This window comes from Collinsella sp. AM09-41 (assembly GCF_003473245.1).
Taxonomy (GTDB): domain Bacteria; phylum Actinomycetota; class Coriobacteriia; order Coriobacteriales; family Coriobacteriaceae; genus Collinsella.
In genome coordinates, this window is record NZ_QRMJ01000006.1 from 104,991 (window position 1) to 126,027 (window position 21,037).

Sequence of the window (21,037 nt, forward strand, 5' to 3'; positions counted from 1 at the left end):
GGTGGCCGTTACCGCGCTGTACGTGCACGTGCCGTTTTGCGCTCAAAAGTGCCGGTACTGCGACTTTGACTCGCGCAGCTTTGCTGCGTGTGATTTGGATGCCGCGCTCGATTCCTATTTTGAGCAGTTGTATGCGCGCCTCGATTCCTTTGGCGACGCCGGGGCGCTTGCGCAGGTCCGCACGGTCTATACTGGCGGCGGCACGCCATCGCTGGCAGGGGAGCGCCTGGTGGAACTTGCCCGGCGTATCTCCATGTGGTGCAAACCCGTTGAATTTACTTGCGAAGCCAATCCTGAGTCCCTGACCGCTGAGCTCGCCACCGCGCTTGCCGAGGCGGGTGTCACGCGCATCTCTCTGGGCGTGCAAACCCTCGACAATACCGAGCTGGCTGCTATTGGCCGCATTCACGATGCTAATCGGGCACTTGCGGCTATCGCGACGGTGAAGGATGTTGGGCTCGATGTGTCGTGCGACCTTATGTGCGGGCTTCCCGGACAGACTATGGCGAGCTGGCAGCATACGCTCGATGGCGTGCTTGAGGCGGCCCCGCACCATGTGTCGGTCTATCCGCTCACGCTCGAGGAGGGCACGCCGCTTTACCGCATGGTGTGCCGTGACGAGTCGCTTGAGCCCGATGAGGATTTCCAGGCCGCATGCATGGACGTTGCGCGCCAGCGGCTGAGTTCGGCCGGCTACCATCCGTATGAGGTGGCGAGCTACGCGCTCGATGGGCATGAATGTGCCCATAATATCGCCTACTGGACTGGTCGGGGCTACCTGGGCCTGGGTCGTTCTGCCGCGGGCATGCTCGACGACGAGGATTTCGACCGCTTGGCTGGACTGTTTCCCGGCGTGGCTCCCCGTGGTGACTTTCACCGCGTGCGTTTGGTACAACGCGACGATGCCGCGACGATGTTTGATGCCGAGTATCTGTCGCGGCGCGAGGCGGCGGCCGAGGACCTGATGCTCGCTTGTCGCATGACGCGCGGTGTTGATTCCGACCTGTTGGTTCGCGCGTCTCGTGTCATCCCTGCCGATGAACTGGCAGTGGCTTGTGACCGTGCACTCGAGTTGGGCCTTGCCGCCTGGGTGCCCGATCATATTGAAGGACATGCGGGACGCGTCACCTCAAAAGACGTTATCGCAGGTCGCGTCCGTGCTCGTTTAGCGCCCACCCACTTGGGCTGGCTCGATGGAAATGTGCTGTTCGAGCTGTTTTGGGGTCTAGCCTAGGCCGCTCGGGTAGAATTACCGCAATATATACGCTGCTGTGAGCAGGAGGTTGCCGCGCATGGCGACGATGAACGAAAAAGATTACTACGAGATTTTGGGTGTCTCTAAGGACGCCACCTCGCGTGATATACAAAAAGCCTTCCAGCAAAAGGCCCGCAAGCTCCATCCGGACGTCAATAAAGAGCCGGATGCCGAGGAAAAGTTCAAAGAGGTTTCCGAGGCCTATGCCGTGCTTTCGGACGAGCAGAAGCGTGCGCGCTATGACGCCATGCGCTCGGGCAATCCCTTCGCCGGCGCTCCTGCGGCTTCTCCCTATGGCGGCGGCTACGCCGGTAGCGCGGGCTATGGCAATCCCTTTGAGGGCGGCTTTCCCTTTGGTGGCGCCTGGGGCCAGCCGCGTCGCGGGCAGGCTGCCTATAATCCCGAGAACGGCGCCAACGTGGTCGTCGATATTAAGCTCGACGCCAAGGAAGCCAAGGGTGGTGCCCGCAAGACCGTCCGCTATACGCGCTTCGATACCTGTGGTCACTGCGGAGGCTCGGGTTCTGTCTCCTCCGAGCATGCACATACCTGTCCGAGCTGCGGCGGTCGCGGCCACATCGACGTCGACCTGTCCTTCCTGTTTGGTGCCGGCACGTTTCAGTCGGTCTGCCCCGAGTGCGGCGGTTCCGGTAAGGTCGTCGCCGACCCCTGCCCCGATTGCGGCGGCAGCGGGCGAACCCGTGTGACCTCCGAGCAGACGATTGAGTTTCCTGCCGGTACGCACGATGGCGACGAGGTCCGTATTAGCGGTATGGGTCACGCCGGCACCAACGGTGCCTCGGGTGGCGATTTGGTCGGTCGCGCCCATGTTGAGGCCGAGCGCCTGGAAGGCAAGGCCCGTACCGGTTTTTACCTGATGGGCATCGTGGCGCCGTTTTTGGTGCTGTCGGCCATCTCGGGCGTGTTCTCGGCCTTTGCCGTGATGTGCTTTATTCCGTTTGCCATGGGCCTGTTCATGGTGCTCTCGGACGGCGTACTGCATCGCAGCCTGCTGTGGTGGAAGCGCGGCGCGATGCAGTTTGCCAATGGTTTTGCCAACGGATTTATGTTTGCGCTCGTGTCGGTTTGGTTTGCGAGCTGCTCGCAGCGTGCCATGCTTTCGCCCTACGCAATGCAATAACATCAAACCCTCTGTTTGCGGCCGGCCCAGCTTGGGTATAGGACGCACTGTGACAATAATGAAAGTCGGAAGGATTCGGTCGTGTCGGAAAATAGGGATTACTACGAGGTACTTGGCGTCGACAAGGATGCCGACGCGCGGACGATTAAACGCGCGTTTCTAAAGAAGGCCCGTACCGTACACCCGGACGTTTCGGACGACCCCGAGGCCGAGGCCAAGTTCAAGGAGCTCAACGAGGCGTATTCCGTTCTTTCCGATGAGCAGAAGCGTGCTAACTACGACCGTTACGGCACTGCCGACGGCCCCGGTGGCTCCGGCTACGTCGATATCAATGATATCTTTGGCGGCATGGGCATGGACGACCTCTTCTCCTCGTTCTTTGGCGGCGGTGCCAGCGGTGGCGCCCGAAATCGCCGTGAGCGTCGTCGCGGCCGCGATATGGCCATCTCCCTTTCGGTGACCCTTGAGGAGGCGGCGCTCGGTTGCAAAAAGACGATCAGCTATGACCGCCTTGCCCCCTGCGAGGATTGCAACGGCACCGGCAGGGCCGAGGGTGCACAGGAAAAGCAGTGCAGCCGCTGCCGCGGCACGGGCTATGTCACGACGGTCCAGCGTTCGTTCCTGGGCCAGGTTCAGTCCTCTTCGCCTTGCCCCGACTGCCACGGCGAGGGCACGGTTATCGACCATCCCTGCGAGACCTGTGACGGTCAGGGCCGCACGCCTTCGCACGAAAAGATCGACATCGATATTCCCGCCGGTGTTTCGACCGGTCGCCAGCTGCGCGTGAGTGGTTTTGGCGAGGCCGGCCTTCGCGGCGAGCCTTCGGGTGACCTGATTGTCAACGTGCGCGTTGCCGACCATGAGCGCTTTAAGCGCAACGGTGACGACCTGTACTTGGTGAGCGATATCTCGATTGCGCAGGCTGCGCTCGGCTGCGAGATCGAGGTCGAGGGCATTATGCCCGACGAGGTCGTTAAGGTGACGGTTCCCGCCGGCGCCCAGTACGGCGACACCGTGAGCGTCAATTATTACGGCATGCCGCGCATTGGCGGTGGCGGTTCGCGTGGCCGCCTGATCGTGCAACTGCGCGTGGTCGTTCCCACCAATCTTTCCAATAAGCAACGCGAGCTGCTCCGTGCTTTTGCCGATGAGATGGGCGATGACGTCGCTTCCGGTAAGAAGTCGGTGACCGACCGTATCAAGAGTGCCCTCGACGATATCCTCGATTAAGGAGCCCGCGTGCTCGCACCCCATATTTCCGTCGTCAACCTCGGCTGCCGTGTCAACCGGGTTGAGTCTGACCGTATCACTGCCGATCTTATGCGCCTGGGCTTTGCCATGGTGGAGCCCCAGGATGCCGATCTGATCGTCATTAACACCTGTGCCGTTACGGGCGAGGCCGAGGCCAAGACACGTAAGGCCGTCCGTCATGCGCTGGCCCATCCAAACGAGCCTTATGTGCTCGTGACCGGTTGCGTGGTCAATTTGCATCCCGAGGAGCTGTTGGAGCTTTCGGATCGCGTGATCGCCGAGCCGTCCAAGATCGATGTCGCCGAACGTGTCTGCGAGGTGCTGGGCGTTGAGTCCGATAGCGTTCCCGCCTGCAGCGATGGCGAGGTGGTCGATGCGCTCGGTCGCTCTCGCCTGGGCGTGAAGATCCAGGACGGCTGCAACCATCGCTGCACCTATTGCATTGTGTGGAAGGCGCGCGGCCCCGAGCGCTCCGTGCCCGTCGAGTCCGTGCTTGAACAAGTTCGCGAGGCCCAGGAGGCCGGCGTGCCCGAGGTGGTGCTGACCGGTGTGAACCTGGGTGCCTACGATGGCAAGAGCGCGACCGACGAGCATGTCGAAATCGATGAGCTGCTCGAGGCCATCATGGAGCGCACGACTATTGCGCATGTGCGCATTTCCTCGGTCGAGCCCATGGATATCTCTGAGCGCCTGCTTAAGGTTATGGCGCGCTATCCGCAGCGTATCGCCCCGTTTTTGCACCTGCCCGTGCAGTCCGGCTGTACGGCGACCCTGCATCGCATGGGTCGTCCCTATAGTGCGGAGGCCTTTGAGGACACGGTGCGTATGATTCGCGCCAACTTGCCCCAGGCGTCTCTTTCGTGCGATGTCATCGTCGGTTTTCCTGGTGAGACGGACGAGGAGTTCGAGGAGTCGCTGGCGCTGTGCCGCCGTGTGGGTTTCTCGCGTATGCACGTGTTCCGCTACAGCAAGCGTCCCGGTACCCTTGCTGCCGACATGCCCGACCAGGTGCCGCCCGAGGTTATGGCCGAGCGCAGCCGTCGTATGCGAGACACGGCGCAGGAGCTCGCTATTGCCGATGCTCGTCGTCGCGTGGGCACTGTCGAGCGTGCCGTGCTCGAGTATGGTGACAACCTGACGCTCGGTTCGTTCCATCATGCCCGTCTTGACGATACCTGTGGACTTACAGCCCCGTGCCTGCTCGATGTTGCTATCATCGGAGTCGATGATTCCGGCTTGGTCCATGCGCGCAGGGAGGTCCATGGAAGCCTCGAAGATTAGACTTACCGTTCCCGAGGGAGTTGATCCCTCGCGCGTTTTGGGCGCCGGCGACGGCGTCCTTCGTGCGCTCGAGAGTTTGGTTCGCGCTCACGTGGTCGCCCGTGGCGATAGCATCGCCGTGAGCGGTGACCCGGACGAGGTCGAGCTCGTGGCTCGCTTTTTCGAACATGCTTTTCGCGAGGCGGCGGCCGGTCGTACCCTGTCTGCCGACGATGTCTCTCGCTGCATGGCCGTCTTGCGCGACGGTGAGCACGAGGCTACGTCGCTTCGCGATGACGTGCTGCTTTCGTATCGCGGCCGCGTCATTCGCCCCAAGACGCTCGGGCAAAAGCGCTATGTGGATGCCATCCGCTCGCATACCATCACGTTTGGCCTGGGTCCAGCCGGTACCGGTAAGACTTATCTGGCCATGGCGCTCGCCGTTGCCGCGCTCAAGCGCCACGAGGTGGGCCGTTTGATCTTGACGCGTCCGGTTGTCGAAGCAGGGGAGAACCTGGGCTTTTTGCCCGGCACCCTCGAGGAAAAGATCGATCCGTACATGCGTCCGCTCTACGACGCCCTTTTTGACATGATGGATCGCGAGCGCACCGATGAGCTTATGGAGCGCGGCGTGATCGAGATCGCCCCGCTTGCCTATATGCGCGGTCGTACGCTGAGCGATGCCTTCGTGGTGCTCGACGAAGCGCAAAATACCACGCCCGAGCAGATGAAGATGTTCCTGACACGACTTGGATTCAACTCCAAGTTCGTGATTACCGGCGACCTCAGCCAGCGCGACCTGGTGGGTCGTCGTGGTGGCTTGGCGGATGTCGAGAAGATTTTGGGCCGTGTCGACGATGTGGCGTTTGCACACCTGGAGCGCGCCGATGTGGTGCGCCATGCCCTGGTGGGTCGTATCGTCGAGGCATACGATGCTTATGATGACGTGCGTGAGCAGCGCTCGCGCGACCGAAAGGAGTCCCGTTGAGTGTATTGATCAGCAACGATGCCGAGCTCGATACGCTGCTCGACGCGCAGGAGGTGGAGCACATTTGCGAGGTTGTGCTTGCCGCCGAGGACGTTGAACGTGAAGTCGAGATTTCCCTTTCGTATGTCGACGAGGACGAGATGCACGAGCTCAACCACGAGTGGCGTGGCATCGACCGCACCACCGATGTGCTCTCGTTTGAATGCGACTCGGCCTTTGACGAGGATATTCCCGCCGACGAGACGCTCGAGCTCGGCGATATCATCTTGGCCCCGCAGGTCATTGCCCGTCAGGCCCCCGGCTTTGGCAATAGCCCTGCCGACGAGTGCCGCCTGATGCTCGTACACGGCATGCTGCACCTGCTGGGGTATGACCATATCGAGGACGACGAGGCCGAGGTCATGGAGGCCCGCGAGGACGCTATCCTGCGCGATCTGGCGCTCGAGCGCGGCGAGGACCCCAAACTCGTTCACGTCGGCCCCATCACCAATCATGCCCACGACTAGGAGCCGTTTATGATTCCCGGATCGAACAAGGACCATCCGTCCTTTTTAAAGTCGTTCTCCTACGCCATGGAGGGCTTCGTCACCGCCGTCAAGACCGAGCGCAACATTAAGGTCATGCTCGTAGCGGGCGTGTGCACCGTCATTGCCGGCTGCATCGTGGGGCTCGACATTGCCGAGTGGGCCACGATCATCATCTGCTGCGGCCTGGTGATTCACGGCGAGCTGTGCAATACCGCCATGGAGGCCATTGTCGATCTGGCGACCCAGGAGCTCCATCCGCTGGCAAAACGCGCCAAGGACATCGCCGCCGCCTCGGTATACGTACTTTCAATCACCGCCGCGATTGTGGGCTTGCTGGTATTTGCCCACGCGCTCGGCTTTATTTAGAAAGGGATTCCCATGTCCGACAATATGCAGCCTATCGATGAAATTTTGGACGACGAGTCCCCGGATGCTAAGGCGACCGAGGCCTCTGAGGAAGTCGAGGAGTTCGACCCGTTTGAGGGCATGAGCGACGAGGAGCTCGACGCCCTGTGCGACGAGGACGACAGCCTCGCGGGCTTTGGCGACGTTGAGCCCGGTTTCCGCAGTGGCTTCGTGGCCTTGGTCGGCCGCCCCAACGCCGGTAAATCAACGCTGCTCAACGCCTGCTATGGCAAAAAGGTCGCCATCACCTCGCCGGTGGCCCAGACGACCCGCCGCCGCATGCGCGCCGTCGTCAACCGCCCCGGCTACCAGCTGGTCTTTGTCGATACTCCGGGTATCCACAAGCCCAAGGACGGTCTAGGGTTTGAGCTCAACAAGAGCGCGCTGTTCGAGCTGAACGATGTCGATGTCGTCGCGTTTTTGATTGATGCCACCAAGCCGATCGGCAGGGGAGACGCCTGGGTTGCCGAGCGCGTCAGATGCGCCCGTTGCAAGAAGGTCCTGGTGCTTACCAAGGCCGATGAGGCCGACCCCGCACAGGTCATGGAGCAGCTTAAGGCTGCCCACGAGCTCATGGAATATGACGACGAGATCGTGACGTCGTCGGTCAAGAACTTTAACGTCGATGCCTTCATCGAGACCGTTGCGCACTTTTTGCCCGAGGGTCCGCGTTGGTTCCCCGAGGACATGGGTACCGACGCTTCCGATGAGACGCTCGTTGCCGAGTTTGTGCGCGAGAAGGTCTTGCGCCGCACCCGTGATGAGATCCCGCACTCCGTGGGCGTGATTTGCGATGCGCTTGAGCAGACCAAGAAGGTGCTGCGCGTGCACGCCACCATTTACGTCGAGCGCGAGGGCCAAAAGGGCATCATCATCGGCAAGGGCGGCGAGATGATCAAACATATCGGCATCGACGCCCGTCGCGACCTTGAGCGCATCTTTGGCACCCAGGTCTTTTTGGAGCTGGACGTGAAGGCCAAGGCCGGCTGGCGTGACGACGAGGCCCAGATTCGCCGCTTTGGCTATAACGCCGAGGATTAGGGACACGCGGCGCGAATGGCAGGTTCTCGTACATATCGCACGAAAGTGCTCGTGCTCGATAAGACGAAGCTCAAAGAGACGGACCTGATCCTGACGATGCTTGACGAGCGGGGTCGGCAGGTTCGTGCCGTGGCAAAGGGCGCCCGCAAACCCGGTGGACGCCTGGCTGCGCGCTGCGAGATGTTCTGTACCGTTGATCTGCTGCTTGCGCATGGACGGTCGCTCGACGTGGTTTCCCAGGCCGAGCTTATGGAGGCGCCGCTCGGCGCTGCTCCCGATTACGAGATGACATGCGCCGCAAGCGCGATCGCCGAGGTCGCGCGCGCGTGCTCGTTCGAGGACGCCGAGGACCCGTTTACCTTTGCCATCACGCAGCGGGCGCTCACACTTGTCGGCAGCGGGCTCGACGCGGCACATATGGACCTGCTCGTGGCGGCCTTTGTCTTTAAATTGCTGTCGCACGTTGGCTACCGACCCGATTTTTCGGCATGCGTGCTGTGCGGAGACCCGATGCTGTCGTATTTTTCGCCCCAGGCGGGCGGCCTCATGTGCGGGTCGTGCGCGTCGAGCGTGCCCGGTGCCGAGCTGGTGTCGACCGGTGAGGTCGCATGGCTGCGCGCCCTCATGTCCATGACCTTCGATGCGCTTGTGGCCGAGAGGGTCGACCCCCATACCGCTGCCTTTTTGCTGGGGCTTTCGCACGTGTGGGCTGCGACGCACACTGATCAACGTCTCCGTGCGATGGAATTCATGTTGGGTCGGTGATGATGCGCAGGCGCGGGCTGCTTGTGGTAACATACCGACCTGTTGGTACCTCGACCTTGGATGCTCGCTCCACCGGCGGCTTCCCAGTCCGAGGCGAATCGAGTCGCCCGCGGGCGACAAGAAACGAAAGGTGAAACAATGACTGTTTCCAAAGAGCGCAAGGCGGAGCTGACTGCCCAGTTCGGTAACACCCCGGTCGACACCGGCAACCCCAAGGTTCAGGTCGCCATCCTGTCCGAGCGCATCAAGGAGCTGACCGAGCACATGAAGTCCCACCAGAAGGACTTCCACACCCGTCGTGGCCTGCTCATGCTCGTCGGCCGTCGTCGTCGTCTTCTCTCCTACATCAAGAAGAACGACATCGTCGAGTACCGTGAGCTCATCAAGGCTCTGGGCATCCGCGACAACATCCAGTAGGATTTGTACATGCTAAGAGCGTCCTGCGCAGCGGGGCGCTCTTTTTGTGTAAGGGCGTGAACAATCACGCTCTGAAGCGTGGCGGGGGCAGGGGGCCCGCGTCACATGAGAAGCCCGCAGGCAAGGGGCCTGTGGGGTAAAGGAGAACAATGACACTCGTATCCAAGACCTTTGAGCTGTACGGCAAGACCTACACCTTTGAGTCCGGCGAGCTTGCCAAGCAGGCCACCGGCGCCTGTCTGGTCAAGCAGGGCGACACCACGATGCTCGACACCGTGGTCGTCTCCAAGGAGCGCAAGAACTACGACTTCTTCCCGCTGACCGTCGACTTCAACGAGAAGATGTACGCCGCCGGCCGCATCCCGGGTGGCTACCTCAAGCGTGAGGGCCGTCCCAGTGAGAAGGCCACGCTCACCGCGCGCATGATCGACCGTCCGATTCGCCCGAGCTTCCCGGACGGCTTCCGCAACGAGGTACACATCGTCGCTACCTCGCTCGTCGCCGACCAGGTCAACCCCTTTGACGTCATCAACGTCATGGGTGCCTCCCTGGCCATGACGCTCGGCGGCGTGCCCTTCGAGGGCCCGCTTGCCTGCGTGCGCATCGGCCGTAACGTGGAGACCGGCGAGTTTATCGTCAACCCCACCTACGAGGAGCGCGAGAACTCCGACCTGGACCTGGAGCTGGGCGGCTCTGCCGACTTCATCTCGATGGTCGAGGCCGGCGCCGAGGAGATCTCCGAGGACGACATGCTCGCCGCCATGAAGTTTGGCCAGGAGGCCCTTGCCGCCTTCTGCCAGGCCCAGGACGAGTTCGTTGCCGAGTGGGAGCAGGTCAATGGCGCCATCGTCAAGAAGGAGTACCCGCTCGACCAGCCCGTCGAGGAGGTCCAGGAGCGCATCTTCGCCCACTACGACGAGATGGCCGCCGCCCTTCGCGATGCCGACAAGCTCTCCCGTATCGGCAAGGTTGAGGCTCTGAAGGAGTCCATCCGTGCCGAGTTCACCGAGGAGGAACAGTCCGCTTGGGAGCGCGAGATCCCCGTGGCGCTCAAGAAGCTCGAGAAGAAGGCTATGCGTACCATGGTCGTCGAGACCGGCGAGCGCGTCGACGGCCGTGCCGCCGATGAGATTCGCCCCATCATGGTGAAGGATAACTACCTGCCGCTCGTTCACGGCTCCGGTCTGTTCCAGCGTGGCCAGACCCAGGTGCTTTCCGTCCTGTCGCTCGGTATGCTCAACGAGGGTCAGCGTCTGGATACCATCGAGCCCACCGAGGGCAAGCGCTATATGCACCACTACAACTTCCCGCCGTTCTGCACCGGCGAGACTGGCCGCATGGGCAGCCCCAAGCGCCGCGAGATCGGCCACGGCAACCTGGCCGAGCGCGCCCTGCTCCCGGTGCTCCCCGACGAGAACGAGTTCCCCTACGCTATTCGCGTGGTCTCCGAGGTCATGGAGTCCAACGGCTCCTCTTCGATGGCTTCGACCTGCGGCTCCACGCTCGCCCTTATGGACGGCGGCGTGCCTATTAAGCGCCCGGTCTCCGGTATCGCCATGGGCCTGATCCAGGAGGAGGGCAAGACCGTGGTCCTGTCCGATATCCAGGGTCTCGAGGACTTCCTGGGCGACATGGACTTTAAGGTCACCGGCACCACCGAGGGCATCACCGCCCTGCAGATGGACAACAAGGCCACCGGTCTTACCTTCGACATCTTGGCCCGCGCCCTGCAGCAGGCCAAGGAGGGTCGCGCCTTCATCCTGCAGAAGATGCTCGATGTGATCCCCGAGCCGCGCCACACCACGCGCAGCACCGCTCCGCGCATCGTCTCCATCCAGGTTCCGACCGACAAGATCCGCGACGTTATCGGTTCTGGTGGTAAGGTCATCCGCGGCATCCAGGACGAGACCGGTGCCTCGGTCGACATCCAGGAGGACGGCACCGTCTTTGTCGGCGGCACCGGCGAGTCCGTCGATCAGGCTGTCGAGCGTATCAAGCTCATCATCAAGGTTCCCGAGCCGGGCGAGGAGTACACCGGTCGTGTGGTCTCCATCCAGCCCTTCGGCGCCTTCGTCAACCTGCTTCCTGGTAAGGACGGCCTGCTGCACATCTCCCGCGTCGCCAAGGGCCGCGTGGAGAAGGTCGAGGACGTCCTCAACGTCGGCGACGAGGTCAAGGTCGTCGTTATCGAGGTCGACGATCGCGGCAAGATCTCGCTCGATCGTCTTGACAAGCCTGAGGCTCCGGCTCGCGCCGAGGGTTCCTCCGAAGGCGACGGCGAACACTTCCAGCGCCGTGAGCGTCCGCGTCGCGAGCGCACTGAGCGCAGCGACCGTCCGCGCCGTCCCGGCGACAACGGAGGCCGCAAGCCCCGCCGCCACCACGACGCCGAGTAACAGCCGTACATAACCAGCACCGCAAGGGCGACTCCGGACAGGGGTCGCCCTTTTGCTTGCGCCCGGGAGGGCCGCATATGAAGTTTCCTGCTCTACAGTCCTGCTCACGACGGAGGCCACATTAAGTGGCCTCCTGTTCGTGCGGAGCTCGCGATAAACTTCATCAGCGCCCGCCCCACGGGAAACCGGCGGGATAGACCGGTTTGGATGGGGCTTTGATGCATGGGTGGTCTGTTGGTGGGCAAATGGGTATCATACTCTGGTTATTGCATCGACTCTGCGATGCATGTTTGTACGTTCCCGGCGGTCGGTTTGCCAGAAGCGCCCCGTCGGTTGTTCCAGACCCGTTTCGAAGAAAGGAAACCACACTAACCTATGGCAGCTAAAAAATCATCTCCCTTGAAGATCATCCCGCTTGGCGGCCTTGACGGCATCGGCAAGAACATGACGGTCTTCGAGTGCGGCGACGACATGGTGCTCGTCGACGCTGGCCTCATGTTCCCGGATGACTCCCAGCCCGGTATCGACCTGGTGCTTCCCGACTACACCTATGTTCTTGAGAACGAGGAGAAGCTCCGCGGCATCATCGTCACCCACGGCCACGAGGACCACACCGGTTCGCTTCCGTATCTGCTGCAGGACCTCAACAATAAGGTGCCCATCTTCTCGAGCAAGCTGACGCTCGGCTTTATCGAGGGCAAGCTCTCCGAGTTCCGCATCCGCGCACCCAAGTTCCGTGAGGTCAAGGGCGGCAGCCATGTCAACCTCGGCGGCATCTCGCTCGACTTCTTCTCGATGACGCACTCCATCCCCGGCGCTCTGGGCGTGTTCATTCGCACCAACCAGGGCACCGTTATGCACACCGGCGACTTTAAGCTCGACCAGACGCCCATCGACGGCGTCACGCCCGACTATGCCGCTATCAGCCGCTTTGCCAAGCAGGGCATCGACCTGCTGCTTTCCGACTCCACCAATGCCACGGTTCCCGGCTTTACCAAGTCCGAGGCCGAGGTTGGTCCCAACCTGCTGCACGCCATCAAGAACGCCCCGGGTCGCGTGTTCGTCGCATCGTTCTCGAGCCACATCCATCGTTTGCAGCAGATCTGCGATGCCGCCCGCAAGTGCGGCCGTAAGGTCGTTGTGACCGGTCGCTCCATGCTCACGAACACCCGCGTGGCGCGCGAGCTCGGTTATCTCAACATCGATGATGCCGATATCATCGATGCCTTCGATATTGATAACCTGCCTGACGACAAGATCGTCGTCATGTGCACTGGTTCGCAGGGCGAGCCGCTGTCGGCCCTGTCCCGCATGGCCAATGGCGAGCACAAGACGCTCTCCATTCACGAGGGCGATACCGTTATCCTCTCGGCAACTCCTGTTCCCGGCAATGAGAAAGCCGTCCAGCAGGTCGTCAACAGCCTGGCCAAGCTCGGCTGCGACGTGTGGGATAAGAACCGCGCTCTCGTCCACGTCTCCGGTCACGGTAGCCAGGAGGAGCTCAAGCTCCTGATGGCCATGGCCAAGCCCACGTACTTTATGCCGGTTCACGGTGAGGCCGTGCATCTACGCGCCCATGCCCAGCTGGCCCGTAAGATGGGTCTCAAGGACGATCATATCTTTATCCTCGATAACGGCGACACGCTCGAGATGCGCGGCGGTATCGTCAAACGCGGTACGCCCGTCGAGTCCGGCGTCGTCTATGTCGACGGCCTGCGCATCGGCGATACCGACCCCATCGTCCTACGCGATCGCCAGAAGCTCGCCAACGACGGTATGGTCACGGCCGTTGCCATCGTCTCGCTCAAGCACAAGAAGATCGAGGCCATCGAGTTCTCGGGCCGCGGTGTCTCGTTTGCCATCGACGACCAGTTCTCCGAGGATGCCTCCGCATCCATCATGAAGACGATCGAGAAGGGCAAGTTCAGCTTTACCAGCAGCGGCTCCGATGCCATTCGCAAGGCCGTGCGCGATTCGCTCTCCAACTTTATATGGAGCCGTACGCGCACCCGTCCGATGATCATTCCGGTCGTCATGGAGGTTTAGTTTGGCGCGCGGATCTGCACAAAACGCCAAGGGCAATAAAGCCAACAACCAGCCGGCATCTGCTAAGGGTGCCGGTTCCCATCTGCGTGCCAATAAGGGCCACGAGGCCGAGTTCGATGAGTTCGAGCCTCTGGTCGAGCCCTCGGCCAATCGCGATATCGCCGGCGTGGTCATCGCCGTTTTGGCGATTGCGTCCTTCATTGCCGTGATTTCCCCGGCAACGGCGCCCGTGACGGCCGCTGTTGCCGGTTTCTACCACCTGGGCTTTGGTCTGGGCGCCTACGTGCTGCCGATTGTCATCCTGCTGTTTGCCGCCACGCTCTTTTTGGGCGAGGACTCGCCGCTCAACGTCCGTTCGGTCGCTGGCGGTGCCGTGGTCTTTGTGGCCATTGTCTCCATCCTGTCGCTGATGGTGCCGGGCACGAGCGATTCGTGCGACCTCATGTTCACGCCGCAAAACCTTTCCACCTCGGGCGGCTACATTGGCGCCTTTATCGCCAGTGCCTTGCAAAACGCCCTGGGTAAACCCATCGCCATGGTAGTCCTGCTGGGGCTTGTCGTTGTGGGCCTGGTTATCATTGGATTTTCGGTGGGCGGCGTGCTGCGCTCTGCCCGCGATCGTGCGGCAGATTTTGCCGAACGCCGTCGTTCCGATGTTAACGCGAGCCCGTGGGGTGACGATGGGGCCCTGTCGGTGCCTGGCGCCGCCCGCCCGCATCTGAGCATTCTTCGTCAAAAGGGCTCCGATACTGCCATGACCACGGTCATGGGCAACGATGCGGACCCGGTTTTAGACGATGACGACGAGGACGATGACCCGTTTGTCGACGTATCCGAGTCGGTTGAAGCCGAACGGGCCAAGACCACGCTGTTGCCGCGCCGCCATGCCAAGAAGGGCAAGGTTGCGCCTAAGCTCAATACGAGTGAACCCGACCCGTCTTGGTCCGATAGCGAGATTGAGCTCACCGAGGGCGATGACGAGGACGATGAGGCTCCGATTGAGACCGCAAAGACAACTTTGCTGCCGCGTCGCCATGCAAAGCGCGGCCAGGTAACCGGCCAGCTTTCGATGGAAGACCACCCCGATAAGATTGACGAGTCCGAGCCGCCGTTTGCCGTGAATCCCGTCTCGGCTGCACCTCAGATTCCCGACTTCCTGAAGCATCCCAAGGTTGCCGATACGCCTGCCACGAGTGCTGTCGAATCGGCTGCGGCTCGTGATGGGGGAGTGGACGGCGGCGCCGCAGATAACGAGGGCGAAGAAGAGGACGGCCTCAAGCTTCCGCCGCTCGAAATCCTGCATGCCAACCCGCAGTCGGCTTCCGCCGCGTCTCCGGATAAGGAGCTGGAACAGACCGCTGAGTCACTGCAATCCACCTTGCTTGAGTTTGGCCGCAGTGCCCGCGTGGTCGGCTGGATCGCCGGCCCCACGGTGACGACCTTTAAGCTGCAACCTGGTGAGGGCGAGCGCGTGAGCAAGATTTCGAGCCTCGAGGACGATATCGCGCTATCGCTCGCTGCCCAGTCGGTGCGTATCTTTGCCCCGATCCCCGGCACCTCGCTTGTGGGTATCGAGATCCCCAATCGCAAGCGCCAGAACGTCAACCTGGGCGACGTGCTTCCCTATGTGAAGGGCGGTCCGCTCGAGCTGGCCATCGGTCGAGATGCCGAGGGTACGCCGGTCGTCGCCGACCTTGCCAAGATGCCCCACCTGCTGATCGCCGGTACCACGGGTTCCGGTAAGTCGGTCATGATCAACTCCATCATCACGACCTTGCTCATGCGCGCCCTTCCCGAGGACGTTCGCCTGATCATGGTCGACCCCAAGCGCGTCGAGCTTGCAGGCTATAACGGTCTGCCGCATCTTTACGTGCCTGTAGTGACCGAGCCCAAGCAGGCCGCGAGCGCTCTGCAATGGGCCGTGTCCGAGATGGAGCGTCGCCTGAAGGTCTTCGAGCGTCTCAACGTGCGTAAGATCTCGACCTACAACGAAAAGCAGGCCGCCGGCGAGTTTGAGCATTATGATAACCCGCCGCAAAAGATGCCCTATCTGGTCATCATCATCGACGAGCTCTCGGACCTGATGATGGTCGCCGGTAAGGATGTCGAGGCCTCGATCGTGCGTATTGCTCAGCTGGGCCGTGCCGCCGGTATCCACCTTATTGTAGCCACGCAGCGCCCGAGCTCCAACGTGGTGACGGGCCTCATCAAGGCCAACATCACCAACCGCATCGCCTTTAACGTCGCCACGGGCATCGACTCGCGCGTCATCATCGACCAGATGGGTGCCGAAAAGCTCACCGGTTTGGGCGACATGCTGTTCTCCAAGGTCGACTGGGGCAAGCCCCGCCGTATCCAGGGCTGCTTTGTCTCGGATGACGAAATCAACGAGATTGTCGAGTTCGTCAAGTCGCAGAGCGAGCCCGACTACCACGAGGAGATCCTGTCTGCCGTGGCGCCCGCTTCAATGTCCATGGCGGGTGGCGGCGGCATTGTCCGCACCGGCGTCGCCGAGCCGCAAGACGATGATCCGCTCATCTGGGAAGCCGCCCATATTGTGGTGGAATCGCAGCTTGGCTCCACATCTGGCCTGCAACGTCGTCTGAAGGTTGGCTATGCGCGTGCCGGGCGTATTATGGACATGCTGGAAGAAAAGGGTGTCGTCGGACCGCCCGACGGTTCCAAGCCGCGCGAGGTCCTGTTGGACGAGGAGGGGCTTGCCGCGCTGGAATCTGTCGACGCCGAGATGGCACGTGAAGATCGTGAGTTTGGAGGATTCTGATGGCTGCACGCTTTGGTGACATGCTGCTCGAGCAGCGTCGCCGAATGGGCCTTTCCATTCAGCAGGTCGCCAACACCATCAAAATCAGGCCGCAGATCATCGAGTTTTTCGAGACCGGTAACTTTGCTTCGATGCCGCCGCGCGGCTATGCGCAGGGCATGATTTCGAGCTATGCTCGCTTTTTGGGCCTCAATCCGCGCGAGGTCGTCAATGCCTACTTTGACGACCTGATGGCATACGAACGCGAGACGTCGCAGCAGGGCGGTCGTTTTCAGGACGCCGCCGGCTACGTCAATTCGCGTTCCTCGGTCGATAACGGGCGCTTCCTGATGGTTCAGGGCGGTCGTTCGACCCGCTATGGACAGCGTCCTCAGCAGGCCGGTTATATTACCGAGACGGGTTCGGGCGAGGAGATTCGCTCACAGCGTGACCGGTTCCGCAGTACGCCGATGCCCGAGGACCGTGCACTTCCCGCTGCCCGCGGCGTGGCGCGTGACCCTCGTGCCGGCTACGGCGACGGCGGCTATTCTGATCGCGGTCACCGTGGTGTCTCCACCGGACGCTCTCGCGGTGGCTATGCGGACGCCGATGCCACGCAGGTGACGCCGCGTCTTCGCTCTCAATCACAGCCGTATGGCCAGCGCTCTTCGGCTCCGCGTGCGGGCCAGCGTGGCTATCAAGGCCGCGGTGAACTTGCGCCCCGCTCGGGTCAGCGCAGCCTTCAGGGCCAGGGTGGCTATCGCGGCCGTTCCGACAGCAATCGTGGTCGTATGCCTCAGGGAGGCGGCCGCAGCAGTTCCAGTCGTGGACGCGGCGGCTCCCGTACTCCTCAAAACAACGGTCTCGATCCGCGTATCGTCTACGCCGGCATCGGTGCCGTGGCGTTGCTGCTGATCGTGCTCATCGTGGTACTTCTGCGCGGCTGCGCATCTTCGACGCCCGAGACCACGCCCGAGACGCCCACTGCTACCAAGACGACGCCCAAGAAGTCTTCTAAGAAGACCGAAACGGTCGACGAGGACGAAGACACCGATGAGGCGACGGATGAGTCGACCGATTCGGACGCCACCAAGACGACGGCTAAAAAGGAAGAAAACGAGGTAACGAAGGTCAAGGTCTCCGTTGCCAAGGGAAAGACCGCCTGGATTGAGGTCAAGGTCGATGGCAAGTCGGTCTATGGCGCCCAGGCGACTGGCCCCTTTGAGCAGGAGTACACGCCTGAGTCCTCGATCGAGATCACCACGTCCAAGCCTTCCGATGTCACCGTTACCAAGAACGGCGAAAAGGTCCGTTACGATACCAAGACCTCGGGCGTGGCGCGTGTGACGATCACCGTTCCCAAGAAGGAGACGACTGGTTCCGAGAATGGTGAAAGTTCTGATGGTACCGACACCACCGATGGTGCCGACACCACCGACGGCACCGATGCCCAGTCCACGGATGGCGCCGATACCGCAACTGACGGCCAGACGCCCACCGATTCTACCGACTATTCGTACGATAGCTACTAAGCCGCTCGTACGCGAAAGGAAACATCATGGCTAAAGATTCCAGCTTCGACGTCGTGTCCGAGGTCAACATGCAAGAGGTCGACAACGCCTTCCAGCAAACCACGCGTGAGATTTCCCAGCGCTATGACCTGAAGGATTCCGGCGCCACGATCGAGCTTTCGAAGGGCGACAAGCTCTTTACGATCAACGCCCCGGCCGACTTTGTCTCCAAGCAGATTATCGACGTGCTGAGCTCCAAGCTCATCAAGCGCGGCATCGACCTCAAGGCTGTCTCGTGGGATGCTCCGCAGGCGGCATCGGGCGGCACCGTGCGCGTGCTCGGCCATATCGTCGAGGGTATCGACCAGACGACCGCCAAGAAGATCAACAAGGACATCAAGGACCAAAAGCTCAAGGTCAAGGTGACTATCGAGGCCGACAAGCTGCGTGTTTCCTCTGCTTCGAAGGACGCGTTGCAGACCGTGATCCAGTTCCTGCGCGACCAGGACTACGGCCAGCCGCTGCAGTTCACCAACTACCGCTAATATCATTCGAAAGGACTGCTCTCCAACATGGATACACCGTTGGGCTCCGTGCTCTACATCACCCTCGGGTGCGCTAAGAACGAGGTTGACACCGACCGCATGCGTTCTCTTTTGACCGCCGCGGGCTACGAGGAGGCATTCGACCCACAGGATGCCGATATCGCCATCGTCAATACATGCTCGTTCCTCGCCTCCGCAACGTCCGAGAGCATCGAGACCACGCTCGAGCTCGCCAACGAGGTTCAGGACGGCGTTCGTTCTTGTCCCATCGTCATGTGCGGCTGTGTGCCGTCGCGCTATGGCGACGACCTGCCTGACGAGCTGCCCGAGGTCGCTGCCTTTGTGAAGGCCGACGAGGAGGACGGCATCGTGGCGGTCATCGATGGCGTGCTGGGCGTCGAGCGCGAGATTGCCGCCTATATTCCGCAGGTCAAGCGCACCGTCGAGGGCGCTGTCGCCTACGTCAAGATCTCCGATGGCTGCAACCGCTTCTGTAGCTTCTGCATGATCCCGTATATTCGCGGTCGCTATCATTCGCGCAATGCCGAGAGCATTATCTCCGAGGTACGCGACCTGGTTGCCGGCGGTGTGCGCGAGATCGTGCTGATTGGCCAGGACACGGGTATTTGGGGCACCGACTTTGCCGACGAAGACGTCACCGATGGCTCGCCGCGCAATCTGGCGCAGCTGCTGCATGCCGTCGCCGAGGCCGTGCGCCCGCACAACGTCTGGGTCCGCGTGCTCTATCTGCAGCCCGAGGGCATGACCGACGAGCTTATCGATACGATTCGCGATACGCCCGAGGTGCTGCCTTATATCGATATCCCCGTGCAGCACTGCGACGCGCGCATCCTCAAGGCTATGCGCCGTTCTGGTTCGCGCCAGGAGCTCGAGGACCTGTTCCGCGATCTGCGTGAGCGTATCCCCGGCATCGTGATCCGTTCCACGGCCATGGTCGGCTTCCCGACCGAGACCGACGACGAGTTCCGCGACCTTATCGACTTTATGGACACCGTCGGCTTTGACTACACGAGCGTTTTTGCCTACTCGCAGGAGGAGGGCAGCCTGGCCGCCAAGATGGAGGGTCAGGTCGATGAGGAGGTCAAGCTCGAGCGCGCCCAGGAGGCCATGGACCTGGCCGAGTCGCTCGGTTTTGCCGCCACCGCCGCACATGTGGGCGAGCGCGCCCAGGTGATCGTCGACGGCATCGAGGAGACCGAGGACGGCGCCGAGCTGATCGGCCATGCTTGGTTCCAGGCGCCCGATTCCGATGGCGCGGTGCACTTGGACGCCAGCGAGGCGTCCGTGGGCGATATTCTGACGGTCGAGTTTACCGATAGCTTCTGCTATGAGCTTATCGGCCATGTTGTGGAGTAGGAGAGCATCGTGGCAAACGAGAGCAATAAGGAACTGACGAGTGTTTGGACGCCCGCCAACATCGTGACGTGCGTTCGCATCGTCTTTATCCCGGTGTTCATGATCGTGTCGGCGCTTTCTCACACGAGTGTTGCCGGTACAGATTGGAGCACCTTCGACGGCCCGCTCGCCGCCGCTGCCTTCATTCTGTATGTTATCCTGTCGTGCACCGATAAGGTCGACGGTTATCTGGCGCGCTCGCGCAACGAGATTACCGATTTCGGTAAGTTCTTGGACCCCATCGCCGATAAGCTGCTGGTGTTCTCGGCTCTGCTGCTGTTCTTGGATTTTGGCGCTGTGACCGTGTGGTCCGTGTTCATTATCCTGTTCCGTGAGCTTCTGGTGAGCGCCCTTCGCATGGTCGCGTGTGCCGCCGGCGTGGTCGTTGCCGCCGATAAGCTTGGCAAGTACAAGACGGCGACTACGATGGTCTCCATCTGCGGTTACCTGTGCGTCTTTGCGATGGCCGGCTTGCACCTTGGCCCGCTGGCGCTGACGCTCGGCATCTACTCGGTGTCGCGCTTCCTGTACGCCGTTGCCGTTGTCCTGACCGTTATCTCGGGCGCCCAGTACTTCTGGAACTGCCGCAAGATCGTCTTTTCGGTCTAGGTCCTGGTGGGTATGACGGACTCTTTTGAGCAGATTTCCGCACATAACGAGGAGCTGGCGCGTCATATTGTCGAGCGCGCGAGCGCTCGGGGCGTGACGGTTTCGACGGCTGAGTCGCTGACGGCAGGTATGATCGCCTCGACGATTGCCGATATCCCGGGCGCCTCGGCGGTGCTGCGTGGCGGTGCGGTGACCTACTGCGATGAGATCAAGCATCGCGTTTTGGGCGTTGATCAGGAGACGCTCGACCGCTATACCGCGGTGTCGCATCAGACCGCGCGCGAGATGGCGGCGGGTTCGCTGGAGCTGTACCAGAGCGATATTGCAGTGAGCGCAACGGGTTATGCCGGCCCCGGCGGCGGCACTGAGGACGATCCGGCTGGCACTTTCTATATTGGCTGGGCGTATCGCGCGGCTGATGGGGAAGTGCCGGTCGTGGACTCTGTGCGCTGCCACTATGAGGGCGACCGTTCGTGTGTTCGTGCCCATGCGGTCGCGGAGGCATTGGGACGCATTGCCCTTGTGCTCAACTCTATGGAATAGACGTGTTTTCAGGGGCCTTAGGGCCCCTTAATTGTGGAGATAGGGACCCCTGACGAATTTAGCGTTTGCGCTGGTTATAGGTGTATTCTTGCCTTCCTTGTTCTTATTCGGCCCTTTGTGGTCAAGCATTTGGTCAGTGTTTGGTCGGCGTTTGGTTGGG

18 protein-coding genes are annotated in these 21,037 nt (G+C 61.5%); all 18 read left to right on the forward strand.

From position 1 onward, the window contains the following. The first annotated feature begins 1 nt into the window (after window position 1). Complete coding sequence (gene hemW / locus DW112_RS07975) at window positions 2-1,234, forward strand: radical SAM family heme chaperone HemW (RefSeq protein WP_118328710.1); 1,233 nt, start codon at window positions 2-4, stop codon at window positions 1,232-1,234. Window positions 1,235-1,292: 58 nt separating this feature from the next. After that, entirely contained in the window at window positions 1,293-2,396 is a 1,104-nt protein-coding gene (locus DW112_RS07980; protein WP_199575467.1) for a DnaJ domain-containing protein, read from the forward strand. 81 nt (window positions 2,397-2,477) lie between these two features. Further along, window positions 2,478-3,626 (forward strand): molecular chaperone DnaJ, encoded by a 1,149-nt coding sequence (dnaJ, locus tag DW112_RS07985; protein ID WP_118328711.1) that lies wholly within the window; start codon window positions 2,478-2,480, stop codon window positions 3,624-3,626. A 9-nt stretch (window positions 3,627-3,635) separates the two neighbouring features. Continuing rightward, on the forward strand, window positions 3,636-4,928 hold the full coding sequence (locus DW112_RS07990) for a MiaB/RimO family radical SAM methylthiotransferase (RefSeq protein ID WP_117839851.1): 1,293 nt from the start codon (window positions 3,636-3,638) through the stop codon (window positions 4,926-4,928). Next, window positions 4,909-5,895 (forward strand): PhoH family protein, encoded by a 987-nt coding sequence (locus tag DW112_RS07995; protein ID WP_118328712.1) that lies wholly within the window; start codon window positions 4,909-4,911, stop codon window positions 5,893-5,895. Before DW112_RS07990 ends, DW112_RS07995 begins: the two co-directional genes overlap by 20 nt. Then, window positions 5,892-6,401: an rRNA maturation RNase YbeY gene (ybeY, locus tag DW112_RS08000; protein WP_117736687.1), complete on the forward strand. Its 510-nt coding sequence runs from the start codon at window positions 5,892-5,894 to the stop codon at window positions 6,399-6,401. Before DW112_RS07995 ends, ybeY begins: the two co-directional genes overlap by 4 nt. 9 nt (window positions 6,402-6,410) lie before the next feature. After that, on the forward strand, window positions 6,411-6,788 hold the full coding sequence (locus DW112_RS08005) for a diacylglycerol kinase family protein (RefSeq protein WP_099431794.1): 378 nt from the start codon (window positions 6,411-6,413) through the stop codon (window positions 6,786-6,788). Between the two features lie 12 nt (window positions 6,789-6,800). Further along, window positions 6,801-7,868 carry a GTPase Era gene (gene era, locus DW112_RS08010; RefSeq protein ID WP_233545895.1) on the forward strand — a complete coding sequence of 356 codons (1,068 nt, stop codon included), beginning with the start codon at window positions 6,801-6,803 and terminating at the stop codon, window positions 7,866-7,868. Between the two features lie 15 nt (window positions 7,869-7,883). After that, the gene (gene recO, locus DW112_RS08015; RefSeq protein ID WP_118328713.1) at window positions 7,884-8,633 is read left to right on the forward strand and encodes a DNA repair protein RecO; all 750 of its coding nucleotides are present in this window, start codon (window positions 7,884-7,886) and stop codon (window positions 8,631-8,633) included. A gap of 138 nt (window positions 8,634-8,771) precedes the next feature. Further along, window positions 8,772-9,050 (forward strand): 30S ribosomal protein S15, encoded by a 279-nt coding sequence (gene rpsO / locus DW112_RS08020; protein ID WP_035138510.1) that lies wholly within the window; start codon window positions 8,772-8,774, stop codon window positions 9,048-9,050. Between the two features lie 149 nt (window positions 9,051-9,199). After that, complete coding sequence (locus DW112_RS08025) at window positions 9,200-11,446, forward strand: polyribonucleotide nucleotidyltransferase (RefSeq protein ID WP_118328714.1); 2,247 nt, start codon at window positions 9,200-9,202, stop codon at window positions 11,444-11,446. A gap of 375 nt (window positions 11,447-11,821) precedes the next feature. Further along, complete coding sequence (locus DW112_RS08030) at window positions 11,822-13,492, forward strand: ribonuclease J (protein WP_089573381.1); 1,671 nt, start codon at window positions 11,822-11,824, stop codon at window positions 13,490-13,492. A 1-nt stretch (window position 13,493) separates the two neighbouring features. Next, the gene (locus DW112_RS08035) at window positions 13,494-16,274 is read left to right on the forward strand and encodes a DNA translocase FtsK (protein ID WP_233545896.1); all 2,781 of its coding nucleotides are present in this window, start codon (window positions 13,494-13,496) and stop codon (window positions 16,272-16,274) included. Then, a complete protein-coding gene (locus DW112_RS08040; RefSeq protein ID WP_118328715.1) occupies window positions 16,274-17,785 on the forward strand; it encodes a helix-turn-helix transcriptional regulator in 1,512 nt (503 codons plus the stop codon). The genes DW112_RS08035 and DW112_RS08040 overlap by 1 nt, the downstream gene beginning before the upstream one ends. A gap of 26 nt (window positions 17,786-17,811) precedes the next feature. Continuing rightward, complete coding sequence (locus DW112_RS08045) at window positions 17,812-18,309, forward strand: YajQ family cyclic di-GMP-binding protein (protein ID WP_117758513.1); 498 nt, start codon at window positions 17,812-17,814, stop codon at window positions 18,307-18,309. Window positions 18,310-18,336: 27 nt separating this feature from the next. Continuing rightward, window positions 18,337-19,686, forward strand: a complete 1,350-nt coding sequence (gene rimO, locus DW112_RS08050; RefSeq protein ID WP_117776236.1) for a 30S ribosomal protein S12 methylthiotransferase RimO — start codon at window positions 18,337-18,339, stop codon at window positions 19,684-19,686. A 99-nt stretch (window positions 19,687-19,785) separates the two neighbouring features. Further along, complete coding sequence (pgsA, locus tag DW112_RS08055; RefSeq protein WP_233545897.1) at window positions 19,786-20,334, forward strand: CDP-diacylglycerol--glycerol-3-phosphate 3-phosphatidyltransferase; 549 nt, start codon at window positions 19,786-19,788, stop codon at window positions 20,332-20,334. A 12-nt stretch (window positions 20,335-20,346) separates the two neighbouring features. Beyond that, window positions 20,347-20,877 (forward strand): CinA family protein, encoded by a 531-nt coding sequence (locus tag DW112_RS08060; RefSeq protein WP_117639874.1) that lies wholly within the window; start codon window positions 20,347-20,349, stop codon window positions 20,875-20,877. Window positions 20,878-21,037 lie beyond the last annotated feature (160 nt).